The organism is Pseudomonas sp. TH37 (genome assembly GCF_016650735.1).
Classification (GTDB): Bacteria; Pseudomonadota; Gammaproteobacteria; order Pseudomonadales; family Pseudomonadaceae; genus Aquipseudomonas; species Aquipseudomonas farris.
Genome location: NZ_JAEKFD010000007.1, coordinates 53,407 through 75,171 on the forward strand (window position 1 = coordinate 53,407; position 21,765 = coordinate 75,171).

A 21,765-nucleotide genomic window follows, 5' to 3' on the forward strand; every position below is an offset into this window, starting at 1 on the left:
GTTTGAGTCGTTCACAAAAGGGTGGTCCCTCTCAAAACCTGTGGGAGCGTGGCTTGCCCGCGATAGGGTCGACTCGGTCTCAAACCGTAGGCGGCCCGGGATACCCGCAATGCGCCCACGACTCCGCCCGGCTGTACCACGCCATCATCACCATTTGCAGCAACGAGCTATGGCCCATGCGCAGCAGGCTCAACGAGCTGTTTTCCCAACGGTCGAGAAAGTGCCGGATCTGTTCGCTGCTGGCGTTTTCCCAACTGCCCCAGATCCCGGTCAATGGGCCGCGAGTAATGCTCATCCCCAACACATCGAACAATTGCCGGGTCAGTTTGAGCATTTCCGGCGACAAGTGATTCAGGCCGTTATCCAGGCAGTGCAACGTTTCGGTGACAGCGGCCGGCATTTTTTCGGAAGCCACGGCACCGTCGAGCATCACCGGAATCACTGCCCGCAGAAACAGCAGGTCGCCACTGCGCAGAATCGCGAAACCGCTGGCCGGGTTGCTCGACGAGCAGCCGCTGAGGCTCGCACCTAATCCGGCCGTGGCCAGAAAGGCGCTGGCGCCGAGGCTGAATTTAAGCAGGCCGCGCCGTGACAGCGCGGGTGTGTCGGACAGGCTTGGGCTCATTATTGTTATTACCCGGCGGTGATGATCGTTAGCGGATAAACAGCTTCTGGATCAGTTTCTGAATGGATTTACCGTAGGGCGGATAGATCAGCTTCGCCGCATTGAAACGCTGTTTGATCAGCACGCCTTTGGCCTTGCTGAAGGTCAGGAAACCCTCGTGGCCGTGGTAGTGGCCCATGCCTGAGGCACCGATGCCGCCGAACGGCATGTCGTCCTGAGCAACGTGCAGCAAGGTGTCATTGAGGCAAACACCGCCGGAATGGGTTTCGTGGAGGACGCGGTTTTGCTCGCGCTTGTCGTAGCCGAAGTAATACAGCGCCAGCGGGCGAGGGCGTTGGTTGATGTAGGCAAACGCTTCGTCGAGATCCTTGTACGGCACGATCGGCAGCAACGGGCCGAAGATTTCGTCCTGCATCACTGTCATGTCGTCGCTGACGTTGAGCAGCAGGCTATGACTCATGCGCCGGCCCTGGCCCTGATCAAACAGCGGAATCAGCAGTGCGCCCTTGCTGGTGGCGTCGCTGAGGTAGCCGTTGAGCCGTGCCAGCTGCCGGTCGTTGATAATGGCGGTGTAGTCCTTGTTGTCGGCCAGCGTCGGATAGAACCCGCGAACCGCCTGACGATAGGCTTCGACGAAAGAGCCGACGCGGTCTTCCGGCACCAACACGTAGTCCGGGGCGACACAGGTTTGCCCGGCGTTGAGGGTCTTGCCGAAAGCGATGCGTTCGGCGGCGTCCTTGAGCGGCACATCGCGGGAAACGATGGCCGGAGACTTGCCGCCCAGTTCGAGGGTCACCGGCGTCAGATTCTCGGCCGCCGCGCGCATCACGTGTTTGCCGATGCTGGTGGCGCCGGTGAACAATAAATGATCAAAACGCAGCCGCGAGAACGCTACACCAATATCGGCCTCGCCCAGCACCACGCAGACCAGGTCCTGAGGAAAAACTCGCCCCAGCAATTCCTTGAGCAGCAAACCGGTGGCGGGGGTCGATTCGCTGAGTTTGAGCATCACCCGATTGCCTGCCGACAACGCCCCCACCAACGGCCCGATGGCGAGATAAAGCGGGTAGTTCCACGGCACGATCACACCGACCACGCCCAACGGCTGATAAACCACTTTGGCCGATGCTGGCTGAAAGGCGAGGCCGACTTTGCGTCGCGAGGTTTTCATCCAGCCTTTGAGGTGCCGGCTGGCGTAATGAATGCCGTGCAGGCTGGGCATCAGTTCGGCGAGCAGGGTTTCATCGGCACTGCGGTGGCTGAAGTCCTGGCTGATGGCGTCGATCAGGGCCTGGCGCTCATTGCTCAGCAGGTCCTTCAACGCCTTTAGCCATTGCTGGCGCTGAGCCGCGGGTGGCATCGGGTTGGCTGCATACGCCGCGCGTTGAGCGTCGAACAGGGCTTGGAGTTCGTCCAGAGGCTGCTGCAGGTTCTTCAAGTAGGCGATGTCAGCAGGCATGGTCGGCTCCGGATTTATTGTAATGAGGAACTTTTTAGAGTCTATGCTCTAGAAAGTCAAATGACGCTCTGGTACAGCTTTGTTTTATCCATGCGTGGATAGGTCGTAAGATGCCCCTCATCGCACTCTGAATTAAAGCTCAAGCCATGGCCCCTCGGATCAAAACCAGCGAGCGCATCGTGCAGAACAGCCTGGAGCTGTTCAATCAACAGGGCGAGCGCAGTATCAGCACCAACCACATTGCTGCCCACATGGAGATTTCCCCGGGCAACCTGTACTACCACTTCCCCAACAAGCAGGCGATCATCGCCGTGTTGTTCAGTGAGTACGAAAACCTGGTGGACAGCTTCCTGCGCCCGCCCCAAGGGCGCGCCGCGACGGTCGGAGACAAGCGCTTCTACCTCAAGGAATTGCTCTCCGCCATGTGGCGCTACCGCTTCCTGCATCGCGACCTAGAGCATTTGCTCGACAGCGATCCCGAGCTGGCCGCCCGCTACCGGCGCTTTTCCCAGCGCTGCCTGATCCAGGGCACACACATCTACGCGGGCTTCGTCGAGGCCGGCATTCTGTGCATGGATAAGGTTCAGATCGAATCCCTGACCCTCAATGCCTGGATCATCCTCACATCGTGGGTGCGTTTTCTGTGCACCACGCGGGAAAACTCCAACCATCTGAGCGAACAGGCGATCAAACGGGGCGTGTATCAGGTGTTGGTGCTGGAGGCCGGATTCGTCACGGATCAAGCTCACGATGCGGTGAATGCACTGTTCGAAGAGTTTTACGTGCCGCTGGCCCAGGCGCTGGAAGAAGTGGGATAAAGAAGTGGAATAAAGAGTGCAGTAGGATTCCAGACAAAAAATCACAGGAGCCCGTTATGCCCATTGCGCAACTGATCAGCCCGCAAGCGTTGGACCTGAAAAAGGAGACGCCGGGGCTGGTGATTCTGGATTGTCGTTTTGCCCTCGAAGACCCTGATTACGGGCAGCGCAGCTACGCCGAAGGGCATATTGCCGGATCGAGCTTTGCCGATCTGGAGCGTGATTTGAGCGGTGCAGTGGTCAAGGGGGTTACCGGGCGTCATCCATTGCCTGAACCCGCCGACTTGATCGAGCGCTTGCAAACCTGGGGCATCAACACCGACAGCGAAGTGGTTTTGTACGATGACGGTCCCGGCGCCTACGCGGCGCGAGCCTGGTGGCTGCTGGCGTGGCTGGGCAAGCGCGATGGCGTGTTCATTCTCGATGGTGGGCTGAAAGCCTGGCACGCCGCCGGATTGCCCCTGAGTCTTGATCCGCCGTCGGTTACCCGTGGCTCCTTCAGCGGGACGCCGGATGCTTCGTTGGTGCTCAGCGCCGAACAACTCCAGCAACGTCTCGGCCAGCCTGCGATGACCTTGCTCGACGCCCGCGGCTTGCCGCGCTTCAAGGGCGAAGTGGAGCCGATCGATCCGGTTGCCGGGCACATCCCCGGCGCACAATGTGCCGCGTTCACCGATAACCTGGGCAGCGACGGACGGTTCCTGCCGGCCGAACAGCTCAAGCAGCGGTTTGCCGCGAAGCTCGGTGATCGTTCACCGACAGAGTTGGTCGCGTATTGCGGTTCCGGTGTGACCGCCTGCCACAACCTGTTCGCCCTGTGCCTGGCGGGTTATCCGTTGGGGGCGTTGTATGCCGGGTCGTGGAGCGAGTGGATCAACGATCCTGCGCGAGGCATCGCCAAGGGCGAATAAACGCCAAACCAATGTGGGAGCAAGCCTTTGTGGCGAGGGGGCTTGCCCCCGTTCGGCTGCGAAGCAGTCGCAAATCGGACGACGAGGTCTAACTGAAGCACCGCATCCGCTGGCTTCGGGAGCGCTTCGCACTCCAACGGGGGCAAGCCCCCTCGCCACAAAGGCTCGCTCCCGCATGGTTAATAAGGTGCTCTTGAGATTTCACAGCTGCCGTGCGCTGCGATACGCCCCCGGTCCTACGCCGTAAACCTGTTTGAATTGCCGACTCAGATGACTCTGGTCGGCAAAACCCAGTTGCGTCGCGACTTCCAGCGGCAGGCAGCCGCGCTGTAACAGCGCCCGTGCCCGGGCGATACGCTGCTGCATCAACCAGGTGTGTGGCGGCATGCCGGTGGCTCTGCGGAATACTCGGGCGAAGTGGAAGGGCGACAGGTTCACCGTCGCCGCCAGTTCTTCCAGCGAGGGCGGCGCCGCCAAGCGTGATTGCAACAGTTCCTTGGCCAAGGTCACCGCCCGGTGTTCCTTGCCAGGTTTGTTGGCGATCGGAACAGCTGCGTGACGTTGCAACAGCGACAGCATCATTTCCCGCCAGGCCGTTTGCTGCTGCAGGGCCGTGGACGGACTCTCCAGCAAACAATGCAGTTGGCAGAACCCCTTCACCAGATCCGGATCGCGATACAACGTGGCGCCAAACGCCGGCAAGGTATCGGTCGGCAGTTCGAGCTCGTCCAGCAGTGAAAGAATCTGCCCGCTGTCGGGATAAAACGCCCGGTACAACCAACCATCTTCCGTACCTTTGTGGCCGGTGTGCAGTTCATCCGGGTTGATCAGCACCAGTGTGCCGCTGCCCGCCAGATGCTCGGCGCCTCGATAGCGATAACGCTGGGCGCCGGCCATGATCATGCCGATCACATAGCCGTCATGCACATGGGGGGCGAAGCGGTGTTCGATGTAGCGTGCGGACAACAACTCGACCCCAGCCAACGGAGCCGTTTGCCAGAAGTGGATCGACTCGCCCTGATCCGGACCCATGCTCTACTTGCGCCCTGTGGTGGCGAGCCATTGGGGAATGCGCCGTTCCAGGTAGTAACCCGGTTGCCGGAAGGAGCCCTCGACGAAGCCGACATGCCCACCCTTGGCCTGCAACTCGAATTGCGTGCAGGCAGACAATTCATCGGCTTGCGGCAGGCTATGAGGAAAGACAAATGGGTCGTCGGCCGCCTGGATAATCAGGGTCGGTGTGCGAATCTCTCCAAGGAAATAACGACTCGAAGCGCGGCGATAATAATCCGCGGCATCGGCGAAACCATTCAGCGGCGCGGTGACCCGGCCATCGAAATCCCAGAAGGTGCGCATATTCTCCAGCGAGCCCAGCGCCGCCAATGCCGCCAAGCCATCCTGATGCCCTTCATGCTGGAACCTGCGCTGCTTGTTCTTGATGTAAGCGACCATCTCCCGCATGAAATGCGCTTGATAGAATTTGGAAAAACCCTGGCTGATACGATCGGCGCACTGATCGAGGCGAAATGGAACCGACACCGCCACCGCGCCGAGTACGCCGCTGTTGCTACCGGTTTCGCCCAGGTGTTTGAGCAACACGTTGCCACCCATGGAATAACCGACCGCATACAGCGGTGCGAGAGGGCGCTGGGTCCGCAGGTGTTTGATGGTTTCGGCCAGGTCTTCACTGGCCCCGGAATGGTAACTGCGCGGCAACAGATTGGGTTCGCCGGAACAGCCTCGCCAGTTCAGCGCGACACTGGCCCAACCCTGGGCGCCCAGCGCCTTCTGTACGCCGGCCACGTAAGGCGAATTCGATGAGCCAGTCAGGCCGTGCAGCACCAGCACCAGCGGCACATTTGCGCTGTGGGGGCCATGCCAGTCCAGATCAAGGAAGTCACCGTCTTCGAGCCATAAGCGTTCGCGCTCGCGGTCCAGGTGTGTGGTTTTGCGCCATAGCGGTCCCCACAAGGTTTGTAAGTGCGGATTGCCCAGGCCGTAGGCGGGGTTGAAACGGGGGGTGAAATGTTCTGGCAGATGGGACACGATTGCTCTCGATGCAGCGGTGCTTACCCGCAGCGTTAACTGACTGAGCTTCGCACCGTTTTTACAGGCCGGACTAACCGGCGATCCCTGCCATACGTTGCCACAACGCGTAATACACCCGTCCGGATTTTTGCTCCCGATGCAGGCGCCAATTTTCTGGCAAACCCAATATCGACGGTGCCGTTTCGCTTTCAGTGTAGACCCACGCATCGTCACTCAGCCAATGACGCTCTTCGAGCAAAGTGCAAACGGCCGGCAACAGATTCTGATTAAACGGCGGGTCGAGAAACACCAGATCGAACGCCGTGGCCGGTTGGGTTTCCAGATAGCGCAAGGCGTCGGCAGTCTGTACCTGGCCGGTGGTGCAGCGCAGGGTGCCCAGATGTTCCTTGATGCTGGATACCGCAATGTTGCTGGCATCCAGTGCCTGGCCCATTGCTGCGCCACGGGACAAAGCCTCGAGAAACAACGCGCCGCTACCGGCAAATGGGTCGAATACCTTGGCCCCTGCGACATAAGGCGCGAGCCAGTTGAACAGGGTTTCACGGACTCGGTCCGGCGTTGGACGCAAGCCTGGCGCATCGGGGAAGCTCAGCTTTCGGCTGCCCCATTCACCGCCGATGATGCGCAGTTGATTCACGCCGTTGTGCACGTTGTGAACAGGTTTTTTTGGACGCGATGGGCGGGCCATTAATGCTCCGGAACCCCGAGCGGTTGCTCGGCAGGTTTATCAGTTGGGGCCGGTAACGGCTTTTGCGGCACGGTCGGGCCAGCGCTGACGATGACCAGTTTGTCCGTGCTCAGGTGTTTGTTCAATGCGGCTTTGACTTGCTCGACGGTCAGGCTCTGGGACTGCTGCATGAAGTCTTCCAGATAGCTCAGCGGCAAGTTGTAAAAACCCATGGCGCCGAGTTGCCCGACGATATCGGCGTTGCTGGCGGTGGACAGCGGGAAGCTGCCGGCCAGTTCACGCTTGGCATCGTCGAGTTCTTTCTCGGTGGGGCCGGTTTTAAGGTAGTCGGCGAGCACGTCCTGCACCAGTTTCAGCGTGCCTTCGCTCATCTCGGCGCGGGTTTGCAGGTTGATCATGAACGGGCCGCGAGCCTGCATCGGGCTGAAACCCGAATATACGCCATAAGCCAGGCCGCGCTTCTCACGCACTTCGCTCATCAACCGGGTGCCGAAGCCACCGCCGCCAAGGATCTGATTGCCCAGCGACAATGCTGCGTAATCCGGATCGTCACGGTCGATGCCCAGTTGCGCGATCATCAGGTTGGTTTGCTTGGACGGAAACTCGATGTGACCGATGCTGGACTTGGGGTCGGTCGGTTGTTCGATTTTCGCCAGGGCCGGCCCTTTGGGCAGGTCAGCGGACACTTGTGCGGCAACCGCCTCGGCCTCGGCGCGCGACAGATCGCCCACCAGCGCGATCACCACGTTGCCGGCGGCGTAGGCTTTCTGATGGAAGGCCCGCAACTGCGCCAGGGTGATCGGTGGAATGCTTTTCGCCGTGCCGTCGCTGGAATGCGCGTACGGGTGATCGCCATACAAGCGGTTCATCAGCTCCAGGCTGGCGAGTTTGCCGGGGTTCTGTTTCTGGTATTCGAAGCCGGCCAGCATCTGGTTCTTGATGCGGGCAAACGAGTCGGCGGGGAAGGTCGGTTTGCCAACGACTTCAGCGAACAGCTTCAAGGCAGGCTCGCGTTTGTCCGCGGCACTGAGACTGCGCAGCGAGGCAATCGCCATGTCTTTATAGGCGCCGTTACCGAAATCGGCCCCCAGGCCTTCGAAGCCCTGGGCGATAGCGCCGACGTCTTTGCCAGCCACACCTTCGTTGAGCATGGCGTTGGTCAACAGTGCCAGGCCGGATGCATCGCCGTCCTGGCTGCTGCCAGCGGCGAAGATCAGGCGCATATCGAACATCGGCAGCTCACGGGCTTCGACGAACATCACCTTGGCGCCTTCGGCGGTGTTCCAGGTCTGCACGTTCAGTGAGCGATGGCTTGGGGCCTTGCCGTCGAGTTCTGCCAGCGATTGCAGTTTCTGGCTCGCCTTGGCTTTGTCGAGGGCTTCGCTGGCGTTGGTTTCGTCAGACTTGGAGAAATAGAAGGCGGCAGACCCGAGCAATGCAATGACGACCAGGCCGATCAGGGCCAGGCGCGGTTTTTTACGCTCACTCATGAGTCGTCTCCTCTGGCAGTACATGGGCGACGCTGAGACGTGCGCGGGTGAAATACAGCTTGGCGGCCTTCTGGATGTCTTGCGGGGTCACGCTTTCCAGGTCGGCGAGTTCGGTGTCCATCAGTTTCCAGGACAGCCCGACGGTTTCCAGTTGGCCGATGGCGGTAGCCTGGCTGGTGATCGAGTCACGCTCGTAGACCAGGCCGGCAATGACCTGCGCTCGTACCCGCTCCAGCTCTTCGGTGGACGGCGCGGTGGTTTTCAGCTGTTCGAGCAGTTTCCACAGGCCGGCTTCCGCCTGGGCCATGGTTTTCTTCTTCTGGGTGTTCGGCGTGGCCGACAAAGTGAACAGGCTATCGCCACGGGTGTAGGCGTCGTAGCTCGACGAGCCGCCGGACACCAGCTCTTCGCCGCGTTCCAGTTGCGTCGGGATCCGGCCGCTGTAGCCGCCGTCGAGCAGTGCGGAGATCAGGCGCAGAGCGTTTACCGAGCGCTTGTCTTCAGCGGTAGCGACGCTCGGTACGTTGAAGGCCAGCATCAGGCTCGGCAATTGGGTCTGCACATGCAGGGTGATCTTCCGTTCGCCGGGCTCGGCCAGTTCCAGCGGGATTTTCGCGGGTGGCACGTCGCGCTTGGCGATCGGGCCGAAGTAACGCTGGGCCAGGGTTTTGACTTCGTCCGGGGTCACATCACCGACCACCACCAGGGTGGCGTTGTTCGGCACATACCAGGATTGATACCAGTGGCGCAGTTCTTCGACCTTCATTCGGTCGAGGTCCGCCATCCAGCCGATGGTCGGCGTGTGATAACCGCTAGCAGGGTAGGCCATGGCCATGAAGCGCTCGTAGGCTTTGGACATCGGCTTGTCGTCGGTGCGCAGGCGACGCTCTTCCTTGATTACCTCGATCTCGCGGGTGAACTCGTCGGCCGGCAGGCGCAGGTTGGCCATGCGGTCGGCTTCCAGCTCGAAGGCCACGCCCAGACGGTCACGGGCCAGCACCTGGTAATACGCGGTGAAGTCGTCGCTGGTGAAGGCGTTCTCTTCGGCGCCGAGGTCGCGCAGGATCAGCGACGCTTCGCCGGGACCGACTTTCTCGCTGCCCTTGAACATCATGTGTTCCAGCGCATGGGACAGCCCGGTCTGGCCCGGGGTCTCATAGCTTGAGCCGACCTTGTACCAGATCTGGGAAACGACGACCGGCGCACGATGGTCTTCGCGCACGACGACCTTCAGGCCGTTGTCGAGGGTGAATTCGTGGGTGGGTTGTGGATCGGCAGCCAGGGCCGAGAGGGGCAGACAAACTGTGCTGAACAGCAGGCCTGCAGCGCGGCGGGCTAGAGCATTCATTCGTTTTTAAACCTGTTGGGCTGCCCGCTTGGTCTTAGCCTAGGCGGGCGAGGAGGTGCTAGGATACTGATCCGTTTTACTGGCGGCCACGCCTATCAGGCCTTTGATCGGTCAATAGGTTGTTTGGGTTTGCGGCTTGGGCTTTGAGTTTGTCAGCTAAACTCTGCGTTTTCGCCGACGATGCTGTTCCAGTCCTTCGTATTAATCAACCTTTGAGGTGCCGTTGGTACCTCGACAAAATGTTGCGCGTGAACAAGCTGGATGAATCGCAGTCTGTTCTGCATCGAATTATTTATTGCCGAGGCGCCCTTTGGCGCGTCGCTACTGTGAGATAGCCGTCCTCCATGTTTGGTTCCAACGACGACAAGAAGACCCCAGCTGCGGCTGGCGAGAAGAAAAGCCTGTTCGGATGGCTGCGCAAAAAGCCGCAGGAACCCGTTGTCGAACAGCCACAACCACTTCCTGAGCCAACACCGGCGCCGGTCATGGAAGAAGTGCCCGCGCCAATTGCCTTGCCGATCGCCGAGCCGGTGCTGCAATCCGCGGCCGAGCCAGAGCCTGAAACCGTAGTCGTGGCCCCGTTGCCGCTGACGCCTGCCGCCGAGCCGTGGCTGACGTTGCCGGTGGCGGAAGAACCGGTGGCATTGGTCGAAGATGAGCAAGCAGCTCACATCACGCCGCCGATTCCGGCCCCGACTGCGTTTGCTCCCGAGCCGGTTCAGGCGCCAGTGGTTGAGCCGGTCGTTGAACCTGTGTTCGTGGCTGAGCCTGCGCCGGTTGCTCCAGAGCCTGAAGTGCCGGTATTTGTTGCTCCTGCTCCGGTTGCTCCGGTTGTTCAAGCGCCAGAGCCTGCACCTGCACCGGTCATCGCCCCTGTCGTCGCCACGCCCGTTGCTCCCGTTGAAACTCCGGTCGAGCCTGTGCGTACCGAAGAGTCCAAAGCCGGTTTCTTCGCCCGCCTCAAGCAAGGCTTGTCCAAGACCAGCGCCAGCATTGGCGAAGGCATGGCCAGCCTGTTCCTCGGCAAGAAAATCATCGACGACGAGTTGCTTGAAGACATCGAAACCCGTCTGCTGACCGCCGATGTCGGCGTCGAAGCGACGTCGGTGATCATTCAGCGCCTGACCCAGAAAGTCGCCCGCAAAGAACTGGCCGATGCCGATGCGCTGTACAAATCCCTGCAAGCCGAGCTGGCAGCGATGCTCAAGCCTGTCGAACAGCCGCTGAAAATCACCTCACAGAACAAGCCATTCGTGATTCTGGTGGTGGGCGTCAACGGCGCCGGCAAGACCACCACCATCGGCAAACTGGCGAAGAAGCTGCAACTGGAAGGCAAGAAAGTCATGCTCGCCGCCGGTGACACCTTCCGCGCCGCCGCGGTCGAGCAATTGCAGGTCTGGGGTGAGCGCAACAAGATTCCGGTGATCGCCCAGCACACCGGCGCCGACTCGGCTTCGGTCATCTTCGATGCCGTGCAGGCCGCCAAGGCCCGTGGCATTGACGTACTGATCGCCGACACCGCTGGTCGTTTGCACACCAAAGACAACCTGATGGAAGAACTGAAAAAGGTTCGCCGGGTGATCGGCAAACTCGACGCCGATGCGCCGCACGAGGTGCTGTTGGTGCTCGACGCCGGTACCGGCCAGAACGCCATCAACCAGGCCAAGCAATTCAACCAGACCGTCGAACTGACCGGCCTGGCGCTGACCAAACTCGACGGCACCGCCAAGGGCGGGGTGATTTTCGCCCTGGCCAAGCAGTTTGGCTTGCCGATTCGTTACATCGGCGTCGGCGAAGGCATCGACGATTTGCGTACTTTTGAAGCAGAACCCTTTGTCCAGGCATTGTTTGCCGAGCGGGAGCGTTCATGATTCGTTTCGAACAGGTCGGTAAACGCTACCCGAATGGTCACGTCGGCTTGCATGAGCTGAGCTTTCGGGTCCGTCGGGGCGAGTTCTTGTTTGTCACCGGCCATTCCGGCGCCGGTAAAAGCACCTTGTTGCGGCTGTTGCTGGCCATGGAACGTCCGACTACCGGAAAATTGCTGCTGGCAGGGCAAGACCTGAGCACCATCAGCAATGCGCAGATTCCATTCCTGCGCCGGCAAATCGGCGTGGTGTTCCAGAATCACCAACTGCTGTTCGATCGCACGGTGTTCAACAACGTCGCATTGCCGCTGCAGATCCTTGGCCTGTCCAAGGCCGAAGTCGCCAAGCGCGTGGACTCGGCCCTGGAGCGCGTGGCGCTCTCGGACAAGACCGATCTCTACCCCGGCGACCTGTCCACCGGCCAGCAACAGCGCGTCGGCATTGCTCGCGCCATCGTTCACCGTCCGGCCTTGCTGCTGGCGGATGAACCGACCGGTAACCTCGACCCGCGTCTGGCGGCAGAAATCATGGGCGTGTTTGAAGACATCAACCGTCTGGGCACCAGCGTGCTGATCGCCAGTCACGACCTGGCACTGATTGCCCGCATGCGTCATCGCATGCTCACCCTGCAGCGTGGCCGATTAATCGGCGACGGGGAGGCTGGCGTATGAGTGCAACACGTAGCCCCAAGGTTTCCGAGCGCGTGGCCCCGAAAGCCGCCGATCCGCAACCGCAGCAGCAGAAGAAAAAGCGCGACGATGACGATGGCCCGGATTTCTCTACGCTGTTCCGCGCCTGGATCGAAAGCCATCGTGCCAGTCTGCTGGACAGCTTGCGCCGCCTGGGTAAACACCCGATTGGCAGCTTTTTCACCTGCATGGTGATGGCAGTTGCGCTCAGCTTGCCGATGGGCCTGTCACTTTTGCTAAGTAACGTCGAACGTCTCGGCGGTTCCTGGCAGCGTGCGGCGCAGATTTCCCTGTACCTGCAACTCGATGCCAGCCCTGAACAGGGCGAGTCGTTGCGTGAGCAGATCAAGGGCATGCCGGGTGTGGCCGAGGCCGAATACGTGGGTCGTGATCAGGCACTGGAAGAGTTCCAGCAGCAGTCTGGACTGGGCGAAGCGCTCAAGGAACTCCCGGAAAATCCGCTGCCGGGCGTGGTCCTGGTGACCCCGAACGAGGTCGACAAGCCCGCGCTTGAAGCATTGAGACAAAAACTTTCCGAATTGCCGAAGGTACAACAGGCGCAACTTGATCTAGTCTGGGTCGAGCGTCTGGCAGCCATCCTCAAGCTGGGCGACCGATTTGTCTTCGGTCTGACCGTGCTTTTGGTTTCTGCATTACTTTTGGTGATAGGCAATACCATTCGTCTTCATATTGAAAACCGCCGCACAGAGATAGAAGTGATTAAACTCGTCGGCGGCACTGACAGCTATGTGCGCAGGCCCTTTCTGTATATGGGTGCACTTTATGGCTTCGGTGCGGGGATTTTTGCCTGGGGTGTATTGGCGTTCGGCCTGAACTGGCTGAACGACGCGGTGGTTGGACTGGCCGGTTTGTACGGCAGTGATTTTGCGCTGGCCGGAGTGCCAGTTGCCGACGGTCTATCGCTCTTGCTTGGCGCGGTGCTGTTGGGGTATATCGGTGCATGGATTGCAGTCGCACGCCACCTGCGGGAGCTTGCGCCAAAGTAATATCATTTTGCTCGTATTGACCTTTCAGCGTTTATGGGAACTTGTCTTTTGGTTTCCGGTCAATTTTCGCAGTGCTGAACTGCACGAGTTATGTAAGTCGGAGGTTTTTTCGTATGACCAATTCTTTGCAGCCTGCATATGCTCTGGTCCCGGGTGCGAACCTGGAGGCCTATGTGCACACGGTGAACAGCATTCCATTGCTGACACCGGAGCAGGAGCGTGAACTGGCCGAGAGTCTCTATTATGAGCAGGATTTGGGGGCGGCTCGGCAGATGGTGCTCGCCCACCTGCGTTTTGTCGTACACATTGCCCGTAGCTATTCCGGCTACGGCCTGGCCCAGGCTGACCTGATCCAGGAAGGCAACGTCGGCCTGATGAAAGCGGTCAAGCGTTTCAACCCGGAAATGGGTGTACGCCTGGTGTCCTTTGCGGTGCACTGGATCAAGGCAGAAATCCACGAGTTCATCCTGCGCAACTGGCGGATCGTGAAAGTCGCGACCACCAAGGCTCAGCGCAAGCTGTTCTTCAACCTGCGCAGCCAGAAGAAACGTCTGGCCTGGCTGAACAACGAGGAAGTCCATCGCGTGGCGGAAAGCCTCGGCGTAGAGCCGCGGGAAGTGCGCGAGATGGAAAGTCGCCTGACCGGCCATGACATGGCTTTCGACCCGGCTGCGGAAGCGGACGACGACAGTGCATTCCAGTCGCCGGCCAACTATCTGGAAGACCACCGGTACGATCCGGCCCGTCAACTGGAAGATGCTGACTGGAGCGACAACTCGAACCACAACCTGCACGAAGCGCTTGAAGTGCTGGACGACCGCAGCCGCGACATCCTCTACCAGCGCTGGCTGGCAGAAGAAAAAGCCACGCTGCATGATCTGGCGCAGAAGTACAACGTGTCGGCCGAGCGTATTCGTCAGCTCGAGAAGAGCGCGATGAACAAGCTCAAGTTGTCGATCGCCGCATAACCTGCGCGCCGGCAATAAAAAACGCCCCGATCATTGATCGGGGCGTTTTTGTTTGTACCCATTTTCCAGCCTCACCTTGGTCCCTGTGGGAGCGGGCTTGCCCGCGATAGCGGTGTGTCTGTGACTGTTGTGTTGACTGACACAACGCCTTCGCGGGCAAGCCCGCTCCCACAGGGATCTTCAGTGTTCAGAAAGTAGTGTTCAATTATTGAGACCAAGGCGCCCGGCGCGAATCGTTGAGGCCGAGCAGATAGCTGTCCCCACCCAACTGACTCATCTGCTGGCGAATCCACCCGGCCCGTCTTGCAACGTAAGAGGTTGGATGGCTAGCACTCCACACCCGCGGGTTCGGCAGTACCGCAGCCAGCAGACTCGCCTGCTGTCGGGATATCGAGCGAGCGCCCACACCGAAGTGATGCCGAGCCGCCGCTTCAGCGCCAAACACCCCTTCATCCCACTCAACGCTGTTGAGGTACACCTCAAGAATCCGCTGCTTGGGCCAGAACACCTCGATCAGCCCGGTAAACCAGACCTCCAGGCCTTTGCGCAGCCAACTGCGGCCAGACCACAGAAACAGGTTCTTCGACACTTGCTGGCTCAGGGTGCTGGCGCCGCGAATCGAGCCGCCGCGCTCGTTATGCGCAAACGCTGCCTGAATCGCGCCGATATCGAAGCCCCAATGCTCGGGAAACTTCTGATCTTCACCGGCAATCACCGCGACTTTCAGGTCGTCAGAGATTTCATCCCAGGGTTTCCAGGTGCGTTGCACGTCGATGGGTTCGCCGTCGAACCAGGATTCGACCTTGCGCTCGACCATCAGCGCCGTTCCCGGTGGCGGCACCACCCGAAACAGCAACACCAGCAATATGCTGCCGCCCGCGAACCAGAGCAGGGCCTTCGTGAAACGACGGAAAATTAAACGCAGCATAGAGATGGCTTGGCCGAACCCGTTGAGCCGGCCATTATACAGACCCTGTTGATCGAGTCTGATTGGAGTTCTTCATGTTGCGTGGCTTCCTGATGCTGGCTGCTTTTTTCGGCTTCACCGGTGTTGCCTTGGGCGCATTCGCCGCTCATGGCCTGAAAAGCCGTCTGAGCGCCGAGTACCTGGCGATTTTCCATACGGGCGTCACCTATCAGCTGGTGCATACCTTGGCGCTGCTGGGCGTGGCGCTGCTCGCCACGCAAATGCCCGGTCGACTGATTACTTGGGCCGGCGCATCATTTGCTATTGGCATTCTGTTGTTTTCCGGCAGCCTATACCTGCTGACGATAACGGGCATCAGCAAGCTCGGGATCGTTACGCCCTTCGGTGGCTTGGCGTTCCTGGTCGGCTGGGTTTGCCTGGGGCTTGCCGCCTGGCGGTTGAGCTGACCACGCGGTCCATTTCGTGACGAATGGCTTGGGTCGGCCTGACTGATCGGGCTAGAATGCCAGCCCCTAAAAATGATGGCGGCATTCGGTATGCGCATTCAATTGAACGGCGAATCCCTTGAACTGCCCGACGGTGAAACCGTTGCGGCCCTGCTGACCCGTCTGGAACTGATCGGGCGCCGGGTGGCGGTCGAGCTCAATCTGGATATCGTCCCGCGCAGCCAGCATGCCGACACCACGCTGAACGACGGCGATTCCGTCGAAGTGGTACACGCCATAGGCGGCGGCTAGTCGTCCGGCCCTAATGGGCACAGAATTCTGCAAGAACCTCACCCCTACAGAGGATTTCCCATGAGCATCGTTCGTAGCGACAAGCCCTTCGTCCTGGCCGGTCGTACTTACCAGTCGCGTTTGCTGGTAGGCACCGGCAAGTACCGTGACATGGAAGAAACCCGCCTGGCCATCGAAGCCTCGGGTGCCGAGATCGTCACCTTCGCCGTGCGCCGCACCAACCTCGGCCAGAACCCGGGCGAACCGAACCTGCTCGAAGTCCTGTCGCCGGATCGCTACACCTTCCTGCCTAACACCGCCGGCTGCTTCGACGCTACCGAGGCTGTGCGCACCTGCCGCCTGGCCCGTGAGCTGCTCGGCGGCCACAACCTGGTGAAGCTGGAAGTGCTGGCGGATCAGAAAACCCTGTTCCCCAACGTGATCGAAACCCTCAAGGCCGCCGAAGTGCTGGTCAAGGAAGGCTTCGACGTGATGGTGTACACCAGCGATGACCCGATCATTGCCCGTCAACTGGCGGAAGTCGGCTGCATCGCGGTCATGCCGCTGGCCGGTCTGATTGGTACAGGCTTGGGGATCTGCAACCCGTACAACCTGCAGATCATCCTCGAAGAAGCCAAGATCCCGGTGTTGGTGGATGCCGGTGTCGGTACCGCCTCCGACGCTACCATCGCCATGGAACTGGGTTGCGAAGCGGTGCTGATGAACTCGGCCATCGCCCATGCCCAGCAGCCGATCATGATGGCTGAAGCCATGAAACACGCCATCGTTGCAGGTCGCTTGGCCTACCTCGCCGGCCGCATGCCGAAAAAACTCTATGCCAGCGCCTCCTCGCCGCTGGATGGTCTGATCAAGTAAGAGCCATTGATGACTGAATCAAACGACACGCCTATCCAGACGGAAGAAGGCGAAGAGCGCCAACACCGCCGCATCAAGAGTTTCGTGATGCGTGCCGGGCGCATGACCGAAGGCCAGCAACGTGGTCTGGACCAAGGCACGCCACTGTTCGTACTGCCTTTGGCCGATGCGCCGGTGGACTTCGACCAGGTGTTCGGTCGCTCGGCACCGCGCTCGCTGGAAATCGGCTTCGGCATGGGCCATTCGCTGCTGGAAATGGCCACGGCCTCGCCGGAGCAGGATTTCATTGGCGTTGAGGTTCACCGTCCGGGTGTCGGCGCGCTGCTTAATGGCGTGCTGACTCAGGGCCTGACCAACCTGCGCGTCTACGATTGCGATGCGATCGAAGTGCTCAACCGTTGCATCGCTGACAACAGCCTCGATCGCCTGATGCTGTTTTTCCCGGACCCGTGGCACAAGAGCCGTCACCACAAGCGCCGTATCGTGCAGGCGTCATTCGCCGAGCTGGTGCGTAGCAAGTTGAAGGTCGGCGGTGTGTTGCACATGGCCACCGACTGGGAACCGTACGCCGAGTACATGCTGGAAGTGATGAACGTCGCGCCGGGCTATCGCAACCTCGCCGAAGACGGCAAATGCGTCCCGCGCCCGACCGAACGCCCGATCACCAAGTTCGAACGCCGCGGTGAACGTCTTGGGCATGGCGTGTGGGATCTGAAGTTCGAAAAACTGGCGTAAAACCTGTGGGAGCGGGCTTGCCCGCGATGGCGGTTTGACAGTCAACAAAGATGTTGAATGTTATGGCCTCATCGCGGGCAAGCCCGCTCCCACAGTTTGTTGTGGTGCGATCGAGGGTCAGCGGCGGTCTGCTACGACGCCAATCAACACCAGCACCACCAGCAGCACCGGCGCCAGGCTGTAGTTGTTGAACTGGCTCAGGCCTTTGATGATCCATGGCGTTGCATAGATCAGCGCCACGCCACTGCCGACCATGCACAGCAGGGCCATCAGCGGGACGCGCAAGGCGCCGGCGATGCTGCCCAGGCGTTGGTCGACCCAGCCTTTGATGTCGGCGCCAAACAGCACCAGCAGGCAGCCCACCAGCGCCAGAGAGATTTCCGACAGGTTGCTACGGCTCCAGCGGGACACGGTGGCGAGCAGGTCGAGTACCAGATCCATTCGATTTCCTTATGTCAGAAAATTCTGCAGCAAGTCATTGAGAAAGAGTTGTCCGCGCAGCGTGGCCGCCAGACGTGACGGTTCGACCTGCAACAAGCCACTTTGTTCGGCCTCGCGACGGCCTTCGGCGAGGCTTTCCAGGGGCAGCCCGGTGCGCTCTGGATACAACCGCGCTTCGACGCCCTCGGTCAGGCGCAAGGCGTTCATCAGGAACTCGAACGGCAGCTCTTCGTTGGTCAGGGCTTTCTCGCCGGCCTGGAAGCTTTTGGCCGGGTTGAGGTAGTCCTTCGGCAGGCGGGTCTTCCAGGTGCGCACGATGCGCCCGTCCGGATGGCTGAGCTTGCCGTGGGCGCCGGCGCCGATGCCGATGAAGTCGCCGAAACTCCAATAATTGAGGTTATGCCGTGCCGGACGACCGGGCTGGGCATAGGCCGAGACTTCATATTGCGCGTAACCGTGTTCGGCCAGCAGTGCCTGACCGGCCTCCTGAATATCCCACAGGGTGTCGTCTTCCGGCAGCGTCGGCGGCTGGTTCCAGAACACCGTGTTCGGTTCCAGCGTCAGCTGATACCAAGACAGGTGGGTCGGCTTCAGGGCTATGGCCTGGCGCAGGTCGTTCAGGGCATCGTCCAGGGACTGATCGGGCAAACCATGCATCAGGTCCAGGTTGAAGTTATCGAAGCCGGCCTGACGGGCCATGCCGGCGGCGCGCACGGCTTCATCGCCGTTGTGAATCCGCCCCAGGGCCTTGAGTTTCTCTTCCTGAAAGCTCTGGATGCCGATCGACAGGCGATTGATGCCCAGCGCTCGGTAAGCGACGAACTTCTCCTGCTCGAACGTTCCGGGGTTGGCTTCCAGGGTGATTTCAATGTCGCTGGCAAACGGTATACGTTGCTCGACACCCTTGAGCAAACGGCCCAAAGCCTCGGCGCTGAACAGGCTCGGCGTACCACCACCGAAGAAGATCGAACTCAGCTCGCGGCCATAAACCGCATGCAGGTCTTGATCGAGATCGGCCAGCAAGGCGTCGACATATTCTTCTTCCGGCAGCACGGGGCTGGCAGTGTGGGAGTTGAAGTCGCAATAAGGGCATTTGCGTACACACCACGGGATGTGGATGTACAACGCCAGTGGCGGCAACACGGGCAGGGCCGCTCGAGGCGATTGTGCGGCGCCGCCGAAGATCAGCGGCGACGCGGACGAGTCATGGGTCATTTCAAGCCCAGACGCTGGCGCAGCAGATCCATTGCACGGGCGCGGTGGCTGATGAGGTTCTTGTCACTCGGGCTCAGCTCGGCGCTGGAGCATTCGCGCTCCGGGACCCAGAACAGCGGATCGTAGCCAAAACCGTGCTCGCCGCTGGCCTGGGTCAGGATTCGCCCATGCCACAGGCCTTCGCAGAGGATCGGCAACGGATCGTCGGCATGGCGTACCAATGCCAGCACGCAGACGAACTGCGCACCGCGCTCGGCTTCGGGCACGTCTTTCAAGGCGTCGAGCAGTTTGGCGTTGTTCGCCGCATCGCCTTTACCGTCGGCGTAACGGGCCGAATAGATACCCGGCGCACCGCCGAGGAAGTCCACCGCCAGTCCCGAATCGTCGGCCAAGGCCGGCAGACCGGAAATGCGCGAGGCATTGCGGGCCTTGAGAATGGCGTTCTCGACGAACGACAGGCCGGTTTCTTCAGGCTCGACGCTGCTGAACTCGCCGATCGAGCGCAAGTGCACCGATTCGCCGAGCATGGCCTGGAGTTCCTTGAGTTTGCCGGCGTTATGGCTGGCCAGTACGAGTTGCGTGAAATTCATCATTGGCCAGGGAAAAGCTCTTGTTGAAAACTGATGGTGTTGGTTTTGTCGCCGGTCTGCACCTTGATGTCGAAGGTGCGGATTTCCTGCTGATCCACCGGAAACTGGGCGATGTAGTATACCGCGCCTGTTTCAGTGATCTGTTTGAACTTCAGCGGGATGCTTTGGCTGGTCAGGTCTTTGACCGTGCCGCTGACCTGAGCCGTCTGTGGTTTACCTTCCTTCAGTATCGAGACGTTGATCACGCCCTGATTCTTGCTGCGGGTCAGCTCGGCCGCTTTGGCGATCTCCGGCGTCAGGAAGGTGGAGTTGAAGGTGTTGTAGTGCACCGTCACATCGCCAAAGGTTTCCTTGCGCTCGCCCTTGATGACATCGGCGGCCATGGTGGTAATGCTCAGGCAGGCAGTAAGTAAAAACAGCGCTAGACGACCCATGATCGTTCTCCTCGAAGTGTCGTGATTCAGACCGCGACCTTGTGGTCCGGCAGACCGGGGCTGCTGACGCGATAGATGCCGATCTCACCTAACAGATTAGGCCATAGCTTACTGGCCCACCCATGCCGATGCTGTTGATCCACGGCAAGCCGATCAATGACCTTGGCTTCACGTTCGCGACACAGCGCTTCAAAGTCTTCGAAAGTGCAGAAGTGGATGTTCGGCGTGTTGTACCAGGTATATGGCAGAAACTCCGAAACCGGCATCCGGCCCTTGCTCGCCAGGTACCAGCGGCAGCGCCAGTGACCGAAGTTGGGGAAGGTGATGATGCACTGGCGACCGACCCGCAGCATTTCGTCGAGGATCTTGTCCGGGTAGTGCACAGCTTGCAGGGCCTGGGTCATGACCACGATGTCGAAGCTGTTGCTGGCGAAGTTGCCCAGGCCCTTGTCCAGGTCTTGCTCGATGACGTTGATGCCCTTGGCCACGCACTCGGCAATGTTGTCCGGGTCGTTCTCCAGGCCATAGCCGGTGACCTGTTTGTGGTCACGCAGCCAGGTCAGCAACTCGCCGTCACCGCAACCGAGGTCGAGCACGCGGCTGCCGGCGGGGATCCATTCCTGGATGATTTCCAGATCGGCTCTCATGTCTTCCTCAAAGCGCTATACGGTTCATGTAATTGCTGAAGGCCTGCAAATAACGCGGGATCGGAATCAGGAAGGCATCGTGGCCTTGCGGAGCGTCGATCTCCAGGTAGCAGACGTCTTTCCTGGCCGCCATCAGCGCGTCCACCAGTTCCCGCGAGCGGGCAGGGGAGAAGCGCCAGTCGGTGGTGAAGGACATCACGCAGAACCTGGCCTGGGCGTTGGCGAAGGTTTTCGCCAGGTCATTGTCGAAGTTCGCCGCCGGGTCGAAGTAGTCCAGCGCCTTGGTCATCAGCAGGTAGGTATTGGCGTCGAAACGTCCGGAAAACTCCTCGCCCTGATACCGCAGGTAGCTTTCGACCTGGAACTCGACGCTGTGGAAGTCGTAGTTGAGCTTTTCGCTCTTCAGGCCGCGACCGAATTTCTCGCCCATGGAGTCGTCGGACAGGTACGTGATGTGCCCGACCATCCGCGCGAGCATCAGCCCGCGCTTGGGGATCACACCCGCTTCCTGGAACGAACCGCCGTGGAACTCCGGGTCGGTGAGGATCGCCTGGCGTGCGACTTCGTTGAACGCGATGTTCTGCGCCGACAGTTTCGGTGCCGAGGCGATCGCGAGGCAGTGCCGCACGCGGTCCGGGTAAGTGATGGTCCACTGCAAGGCCTGCATGCCGCCGAGGCTGCCGCCGATTACGGCCGCCCATTGGCGGATGCCGAGCAAGTCGGCGAGACGTGCCTGGCTGTGGACCCAGTCTTCCACGGTCAGTACCGGGAAGTCGGCACCGAATGGCTTGCCGGTTTCCGGATTGATGCTGCTGGGGCCGGTGGAGCCGTTGCACCCGCCGAGATTATTCAGGCTGACCACGAAGAACTTGTTGGTGTCGATCGGCTTGCCGGGGCCGATGCAGCTGTCCCACCAACCGGGTTTGCGGTCGTCGGGGCTGTGGAAGCCGGCAGCGTGATGGTGACCGGACAAGGCGTGGCAGATCAGCACGGCATTGCTCGCCGTAGCGTTCAGCGTGCCGTAGGTTTCGTAGATCAGGTCATAAGCGGGCAGCGAACGTCCGCAGGCCAAGGCCAGGGATTCACTGAAGTGCGCCACTTGCGGCGTCACCAGACCAACAGAATCGGGGGGGAAGGCAGCTGGCATCGACCCTGCTCTCATTGAAATGAGGCGTAAGTCTAAAGACCGCTGTGGCTAGCGGCAAGCAAAGGCCGGGCCTGATTTTTTCCCGATGTACCTGTGGCGAGGGAGCTTGCTCCCGT

Annotated in this window: 24 protein-coding genes; 10 read left to right on the forward strand and 14 right to left on the reverse strand. The window is 60.3% G+C overall.

Translation table 11 applies throughout. The features are described from left to right. Positions 1-79 precede the first annotated feature (79 nt). Positions 80-625, reverse strand: coding sequence for a twin-arginine translocation pathway signal protein (locus tag JFU11_RS18410; protein WP_123719707.1), 546 nt, complete (start codon positions 623-625; stop codon positions 80-82). 28 nt (positions 626-653) lie between these two features. After that, positions 654-2,084, reverse strand: a complete 1,431-nt coding sequence (locus tag JFU11_RS18415; protein WP_201061719.1) for a coniferyl aldehyde dehydrogenase — start codon at positions 2,082-2,084, stop codon at positions 654-656. 146 nt (positions 2,085-2,230) lie between these two features. Here JFU11_RS18415 and JFU11_RS18420 point away from each other — a divergent pair, with 146 nt between their 5' ends. Together JFU11_RS18420 and JFU11_RS18425 are read left to right on the forward strand one after the other, a co-directional pair. Continuing rightward, positions 2,231-2,902 carry a TetR/AcrR family transcriptional regulator gene (locus tag JFU11_RS18420; RefSeq protein ID WP_201061721.1) on the forward strand — a complete coding sequence of 224 codons (672 nt, stop codon included), beginning with the start codon at positions 2,231-2,233 and terminating at the stop codon, positions 2,900-2,902. A gap of 56 nt (positions 2,903-2,958) precedes the next feature. Then, positions 2,959-3,813 (forward strand): sulfurtransferase, encoded by an 855-nt coding sequence (locus JFU11_RS18425; protein WP_201061723.1) that lies wholly within the window; start codon positions 2,959-2,961, stop codon positions 3,811-3,813. A gap of 201 nt (positions 3,814-4,014) precedes the next feature. Here JFU11_RS18425 and JFU11_RS18430 read toward each other — a convergent pair whose 3' ends face one another. The 5 genes from JFU11_RS18430 to JFU11_RS18450 form a co-directional block, all read right to left on the reverse strand. Then, positions 4,015-4,845, reverse strand: a complete 831-nt coding sequence (locus JFU11_RS18430) for an AraC family transcriptional regulator (protein WP_201061725.1) — start codon at positions 4,843-4,845, stop codon at positions 4,015-4,017. A gap of 3 nt (positions 4,846-4,848) precedes the next feature. Beyond that, a complete protein-coding gene (locus tag JFU11_RS18435) occupies positions 4,849-5,859 on the reverse strand; it encodes a hydrolase (RefSeq protein WP_052964977.1) in 1,011 nt (336 codons plus the stop codon). A 73-nt stretch (positions 5,860-5,932) separates the two neighbouring features. Next, positions 5,933-6,550, reverse strand: coding sequence for a 16S rRNA (guanine(966)-N(2))-methyltransferase RsmD (gene rsmD, locus JFU11_RS18440; protein ID WP_201061727.1), 618 nt, complete (start codon positions 6,548-6,550; stop codon positions 5,933-5,935). Continuing rightward, positions 6,550-8,040: a pitrilysin family protein gene (locus JFU11_RS18445; RefSeq protein WP_123719702.1), complete on the reverse strand. Its 1,491-nt coding sequence runs from the start codon at positions 8,038-8,040 to the stop codon at positions 6,550-6,552. Before JFU11_RS18445 ends, rsmD begins: the two co-directional genes overlap by 1 nt. After that, entirely contained in the window at positions 8,033-9,388 is a 1,356-nt protein-coding gene (locus tag JFU11_RS18450) for a pitrilysin family protein (RefSeq protein ID WP_123719701.1), read from the reverse strand. Before JFU11_RS18450 ends, JFU11_RS18445 begins: the two co-directional genes overlap by 8 nt. A gap of 344 nt (positions 9,389-9,732) precedes the next feature. Here JFU11_RS18450 and ftsY point away from each other — a divergent pair, with 344 nt between their 5' ends. The 4 genes from ftsY (at position 9,733) to rpoH (ending at position 13,920) form a co-directional block, all read left to right on the forward strand. Next, positions 9,733-11,259 (forward strand): signal recognition particle-docking protein FtsY, encoded by a 1,527-nt coding sequence (gene ftsY, locus JFU11_RS18455; RefSeq protein WP_201121343.1) that lies wholly within the window; start codon positions 9,733-9,735, stop codon positions 11,257-11,259. Next, positions 11,256-11,927, forward strand: a complete 672-nt coding sequence (ftsE, locus tag JFU11_RS18460) for a cell division ATP-binding protein FtsE (RefSeq protein WP_007897888.1) — start codon at positions 11,256-11,258, stop codon at positions 11,925-11,927. Before ftsY ends, ftsE begins: the two co-directional genes overlap by 4 nt. Then, entirely contained in the window at positions 11,924-12,952 is a 1,029-nt protein-coding gene (gene ftsX, locus JFU11_RS18465) for a permease-like cell division protein FtsX (protein ID WP_201061729.1), read from the forward strand. The genes ftsE and ftsX overlap by 4 nt, the downstream gene beginning before the upstream one ends. Positions 12,953-13,065: 113 nt before the next feature. After that, positions 13,066-13,920 carry an RNA polymerase sigma factor RpoH gene (rpoH, locus tag JFU11_RS18470; RefSeq protein ID WP_007897890.1) on the forward strand — a complete coding sequence of 285 codons (855 nt, stop codon included), beginning with the start codon at positions 13,066-13,068 and terminating at the stop codon, positions 13,918-13,920. A 205-nt stretch (positions 13,921-14,125) separates the two neighbouring features. On the opposite strand, the gene mtgA is transcribed toward rpoH, so the two are convergent. After that, a complete protein-coding gene (gene mtgA / locus JFU11_RS18475) occupies positions 14,126-14,848 on the reverse strand; it encodes a monofunctional biosynthetic peptidoglycan transglycosylase (protein ID WP_123719699.1) in 723 nt (240 codons plus the stop codon). Positions 14,849-14,922: 74 nt separating this feature from the next. Here mtgA and JFU11_RS18480 point away from each other — a divergent pair, with 74 nt between their 5' ends. The 4 genes from JFU11_RS18480 (at position 14,923) to trmB (ending at position 17,175) form a co-directional block, all read left to right on the forward strand. Next, positions 14,923-15,294, forward strand: coding sequence for a DUF423 domain-containing protein (locus JFU11_RS18480; protein WP_123719698.1), 372 nt, complete (start codon positions 14,923-14,925; stop codon positions 15,292-15,294). 90 nt (positions 15,295-15,384) lie between these two features. Then, positions 15,385-15,585 carry a sulfur carrier protein ThiS gene (thiS, locus tag JFU11_RS18485; protein WP_201061731.1) on the forward strand — a complete coding sequence of 67 codons (201 nt, stop codon included), beginning with the start codon at positions 15,385-15,387 and terminating at the stop codon, positions 15,583-15,585. A gap of 60 nt (positions 15,586-15,645) precedes the next feature. Next, complete coding sequence (locus tag JFU11_RS18490; protein WP_201061733.1) at positions 15,646-16,440, forward strand: thiazole synthase; 795 nt, start codon at positions 15,646-15,648, stop codon at positions 16,438-16,440. A 9-nt stretch (positions 16,441-16,449) separates the two neighbouring features. Beyond that, positions 16,450-17,175, forward strand: coding sequence for a tRNA (guanosine(46)-N7)-methyltransferase TrmB (gene trmB, locus JFU11_RS18495; protein ID WP_123719697.1), 726 nt, complete (start codon positions 16,450-16,452; stop codon positions 17,173-17,175). Positions 17,176-17,292: 117 nt separating this feature from the next. On the opposite strand, the gene JFU11_RS18500 is transcribed toward trmB, so the two are convergent. From JFU11_RS18500 to JFU11_RS18525, 6 genes are read right to left on the reverse strand one after another with little or no spacing between them, the layout of a single operon-like run. Beyond that, complete coding sequence (locus tag JFU11_RS18500) at positions 17,293-17,616, reverse strand: DUF3392 domain-containing protein (RefSeq protein ID WP_007897907.1); 324 nt, start codon at positions 17,614-17,616, stop codon at positions 17,293-17,295. 9 nt (positions 17,617-17,625) lie between these two features. Beyond that, positions 17,626-18,831 (reverse strand): radical SAM family heme chaperone HemW, encoded by a 1,206-nt coding sequence (hemW, locus tag JFU11_RS18505; protein WP_201061735.1) that lies wholly within the window; start codon positions 18,829-18,831, stop codon positions 17,626-17,628. After that, positions 18,828-19,424 carry an RdgB/HAM1 family non-canonical purine NTP pyrophosphatase gene (rdgB, locus tag JFU11_RS18510; RefSeq protein ID WP_123719695.1) on the reverse strand — a complete coding sequence of 199 codons (597 nt, stop codon included), beginning with the start codon at positions 19,422-19,424 and terminating at the stop codon, positions 18,828-18,830. The genes hemW and rdgB overlap by 4 nt, the downstream gene beginning before the upstream one ends. Continuing rightward, positions 19,421-19,855 (reverse strand): DUF4426 domain-containing protein, encoded by a 435-nt coding sequence (locus JFU11_RS18515; RefSeq protein WP_123719694.1) that lies wholly within the window; start codon positions 19,853-19,855, stop codon positions 19,421-19,423. Before JFU11_RS18515 ends, rdgB begins: the two co-directional genes overlap by 4 nt. 26 nt (positions 19,856-19,881) lie before the next feature. Next, positions 19,882-20,502, reverse strand: a complete 621-nt coding sequence (gene metW, locus JFU11_RS18520) for a methionine biosynthesis protein MetW (RefSeq protein WP_007939351.1) — start codon at positions 20,500-20,502, stop codon at positions 19,882-19,884. Between the two features lie 7 nt (positions 20,503-20,509). Continuing rightward, positions 20,510-21,649, reverse strand: a complete 1,140-nt coding sequence (locus JFU11_RS18525) for a homoserine O-acetyltransferase (RefSeq protein ID WP_123719693.1) — start codon at positions 21,647-21,649, stop codon at positions 20,510-20,512. Positions 21,650-21,765 lie beyond the last annotated feature (116 nt).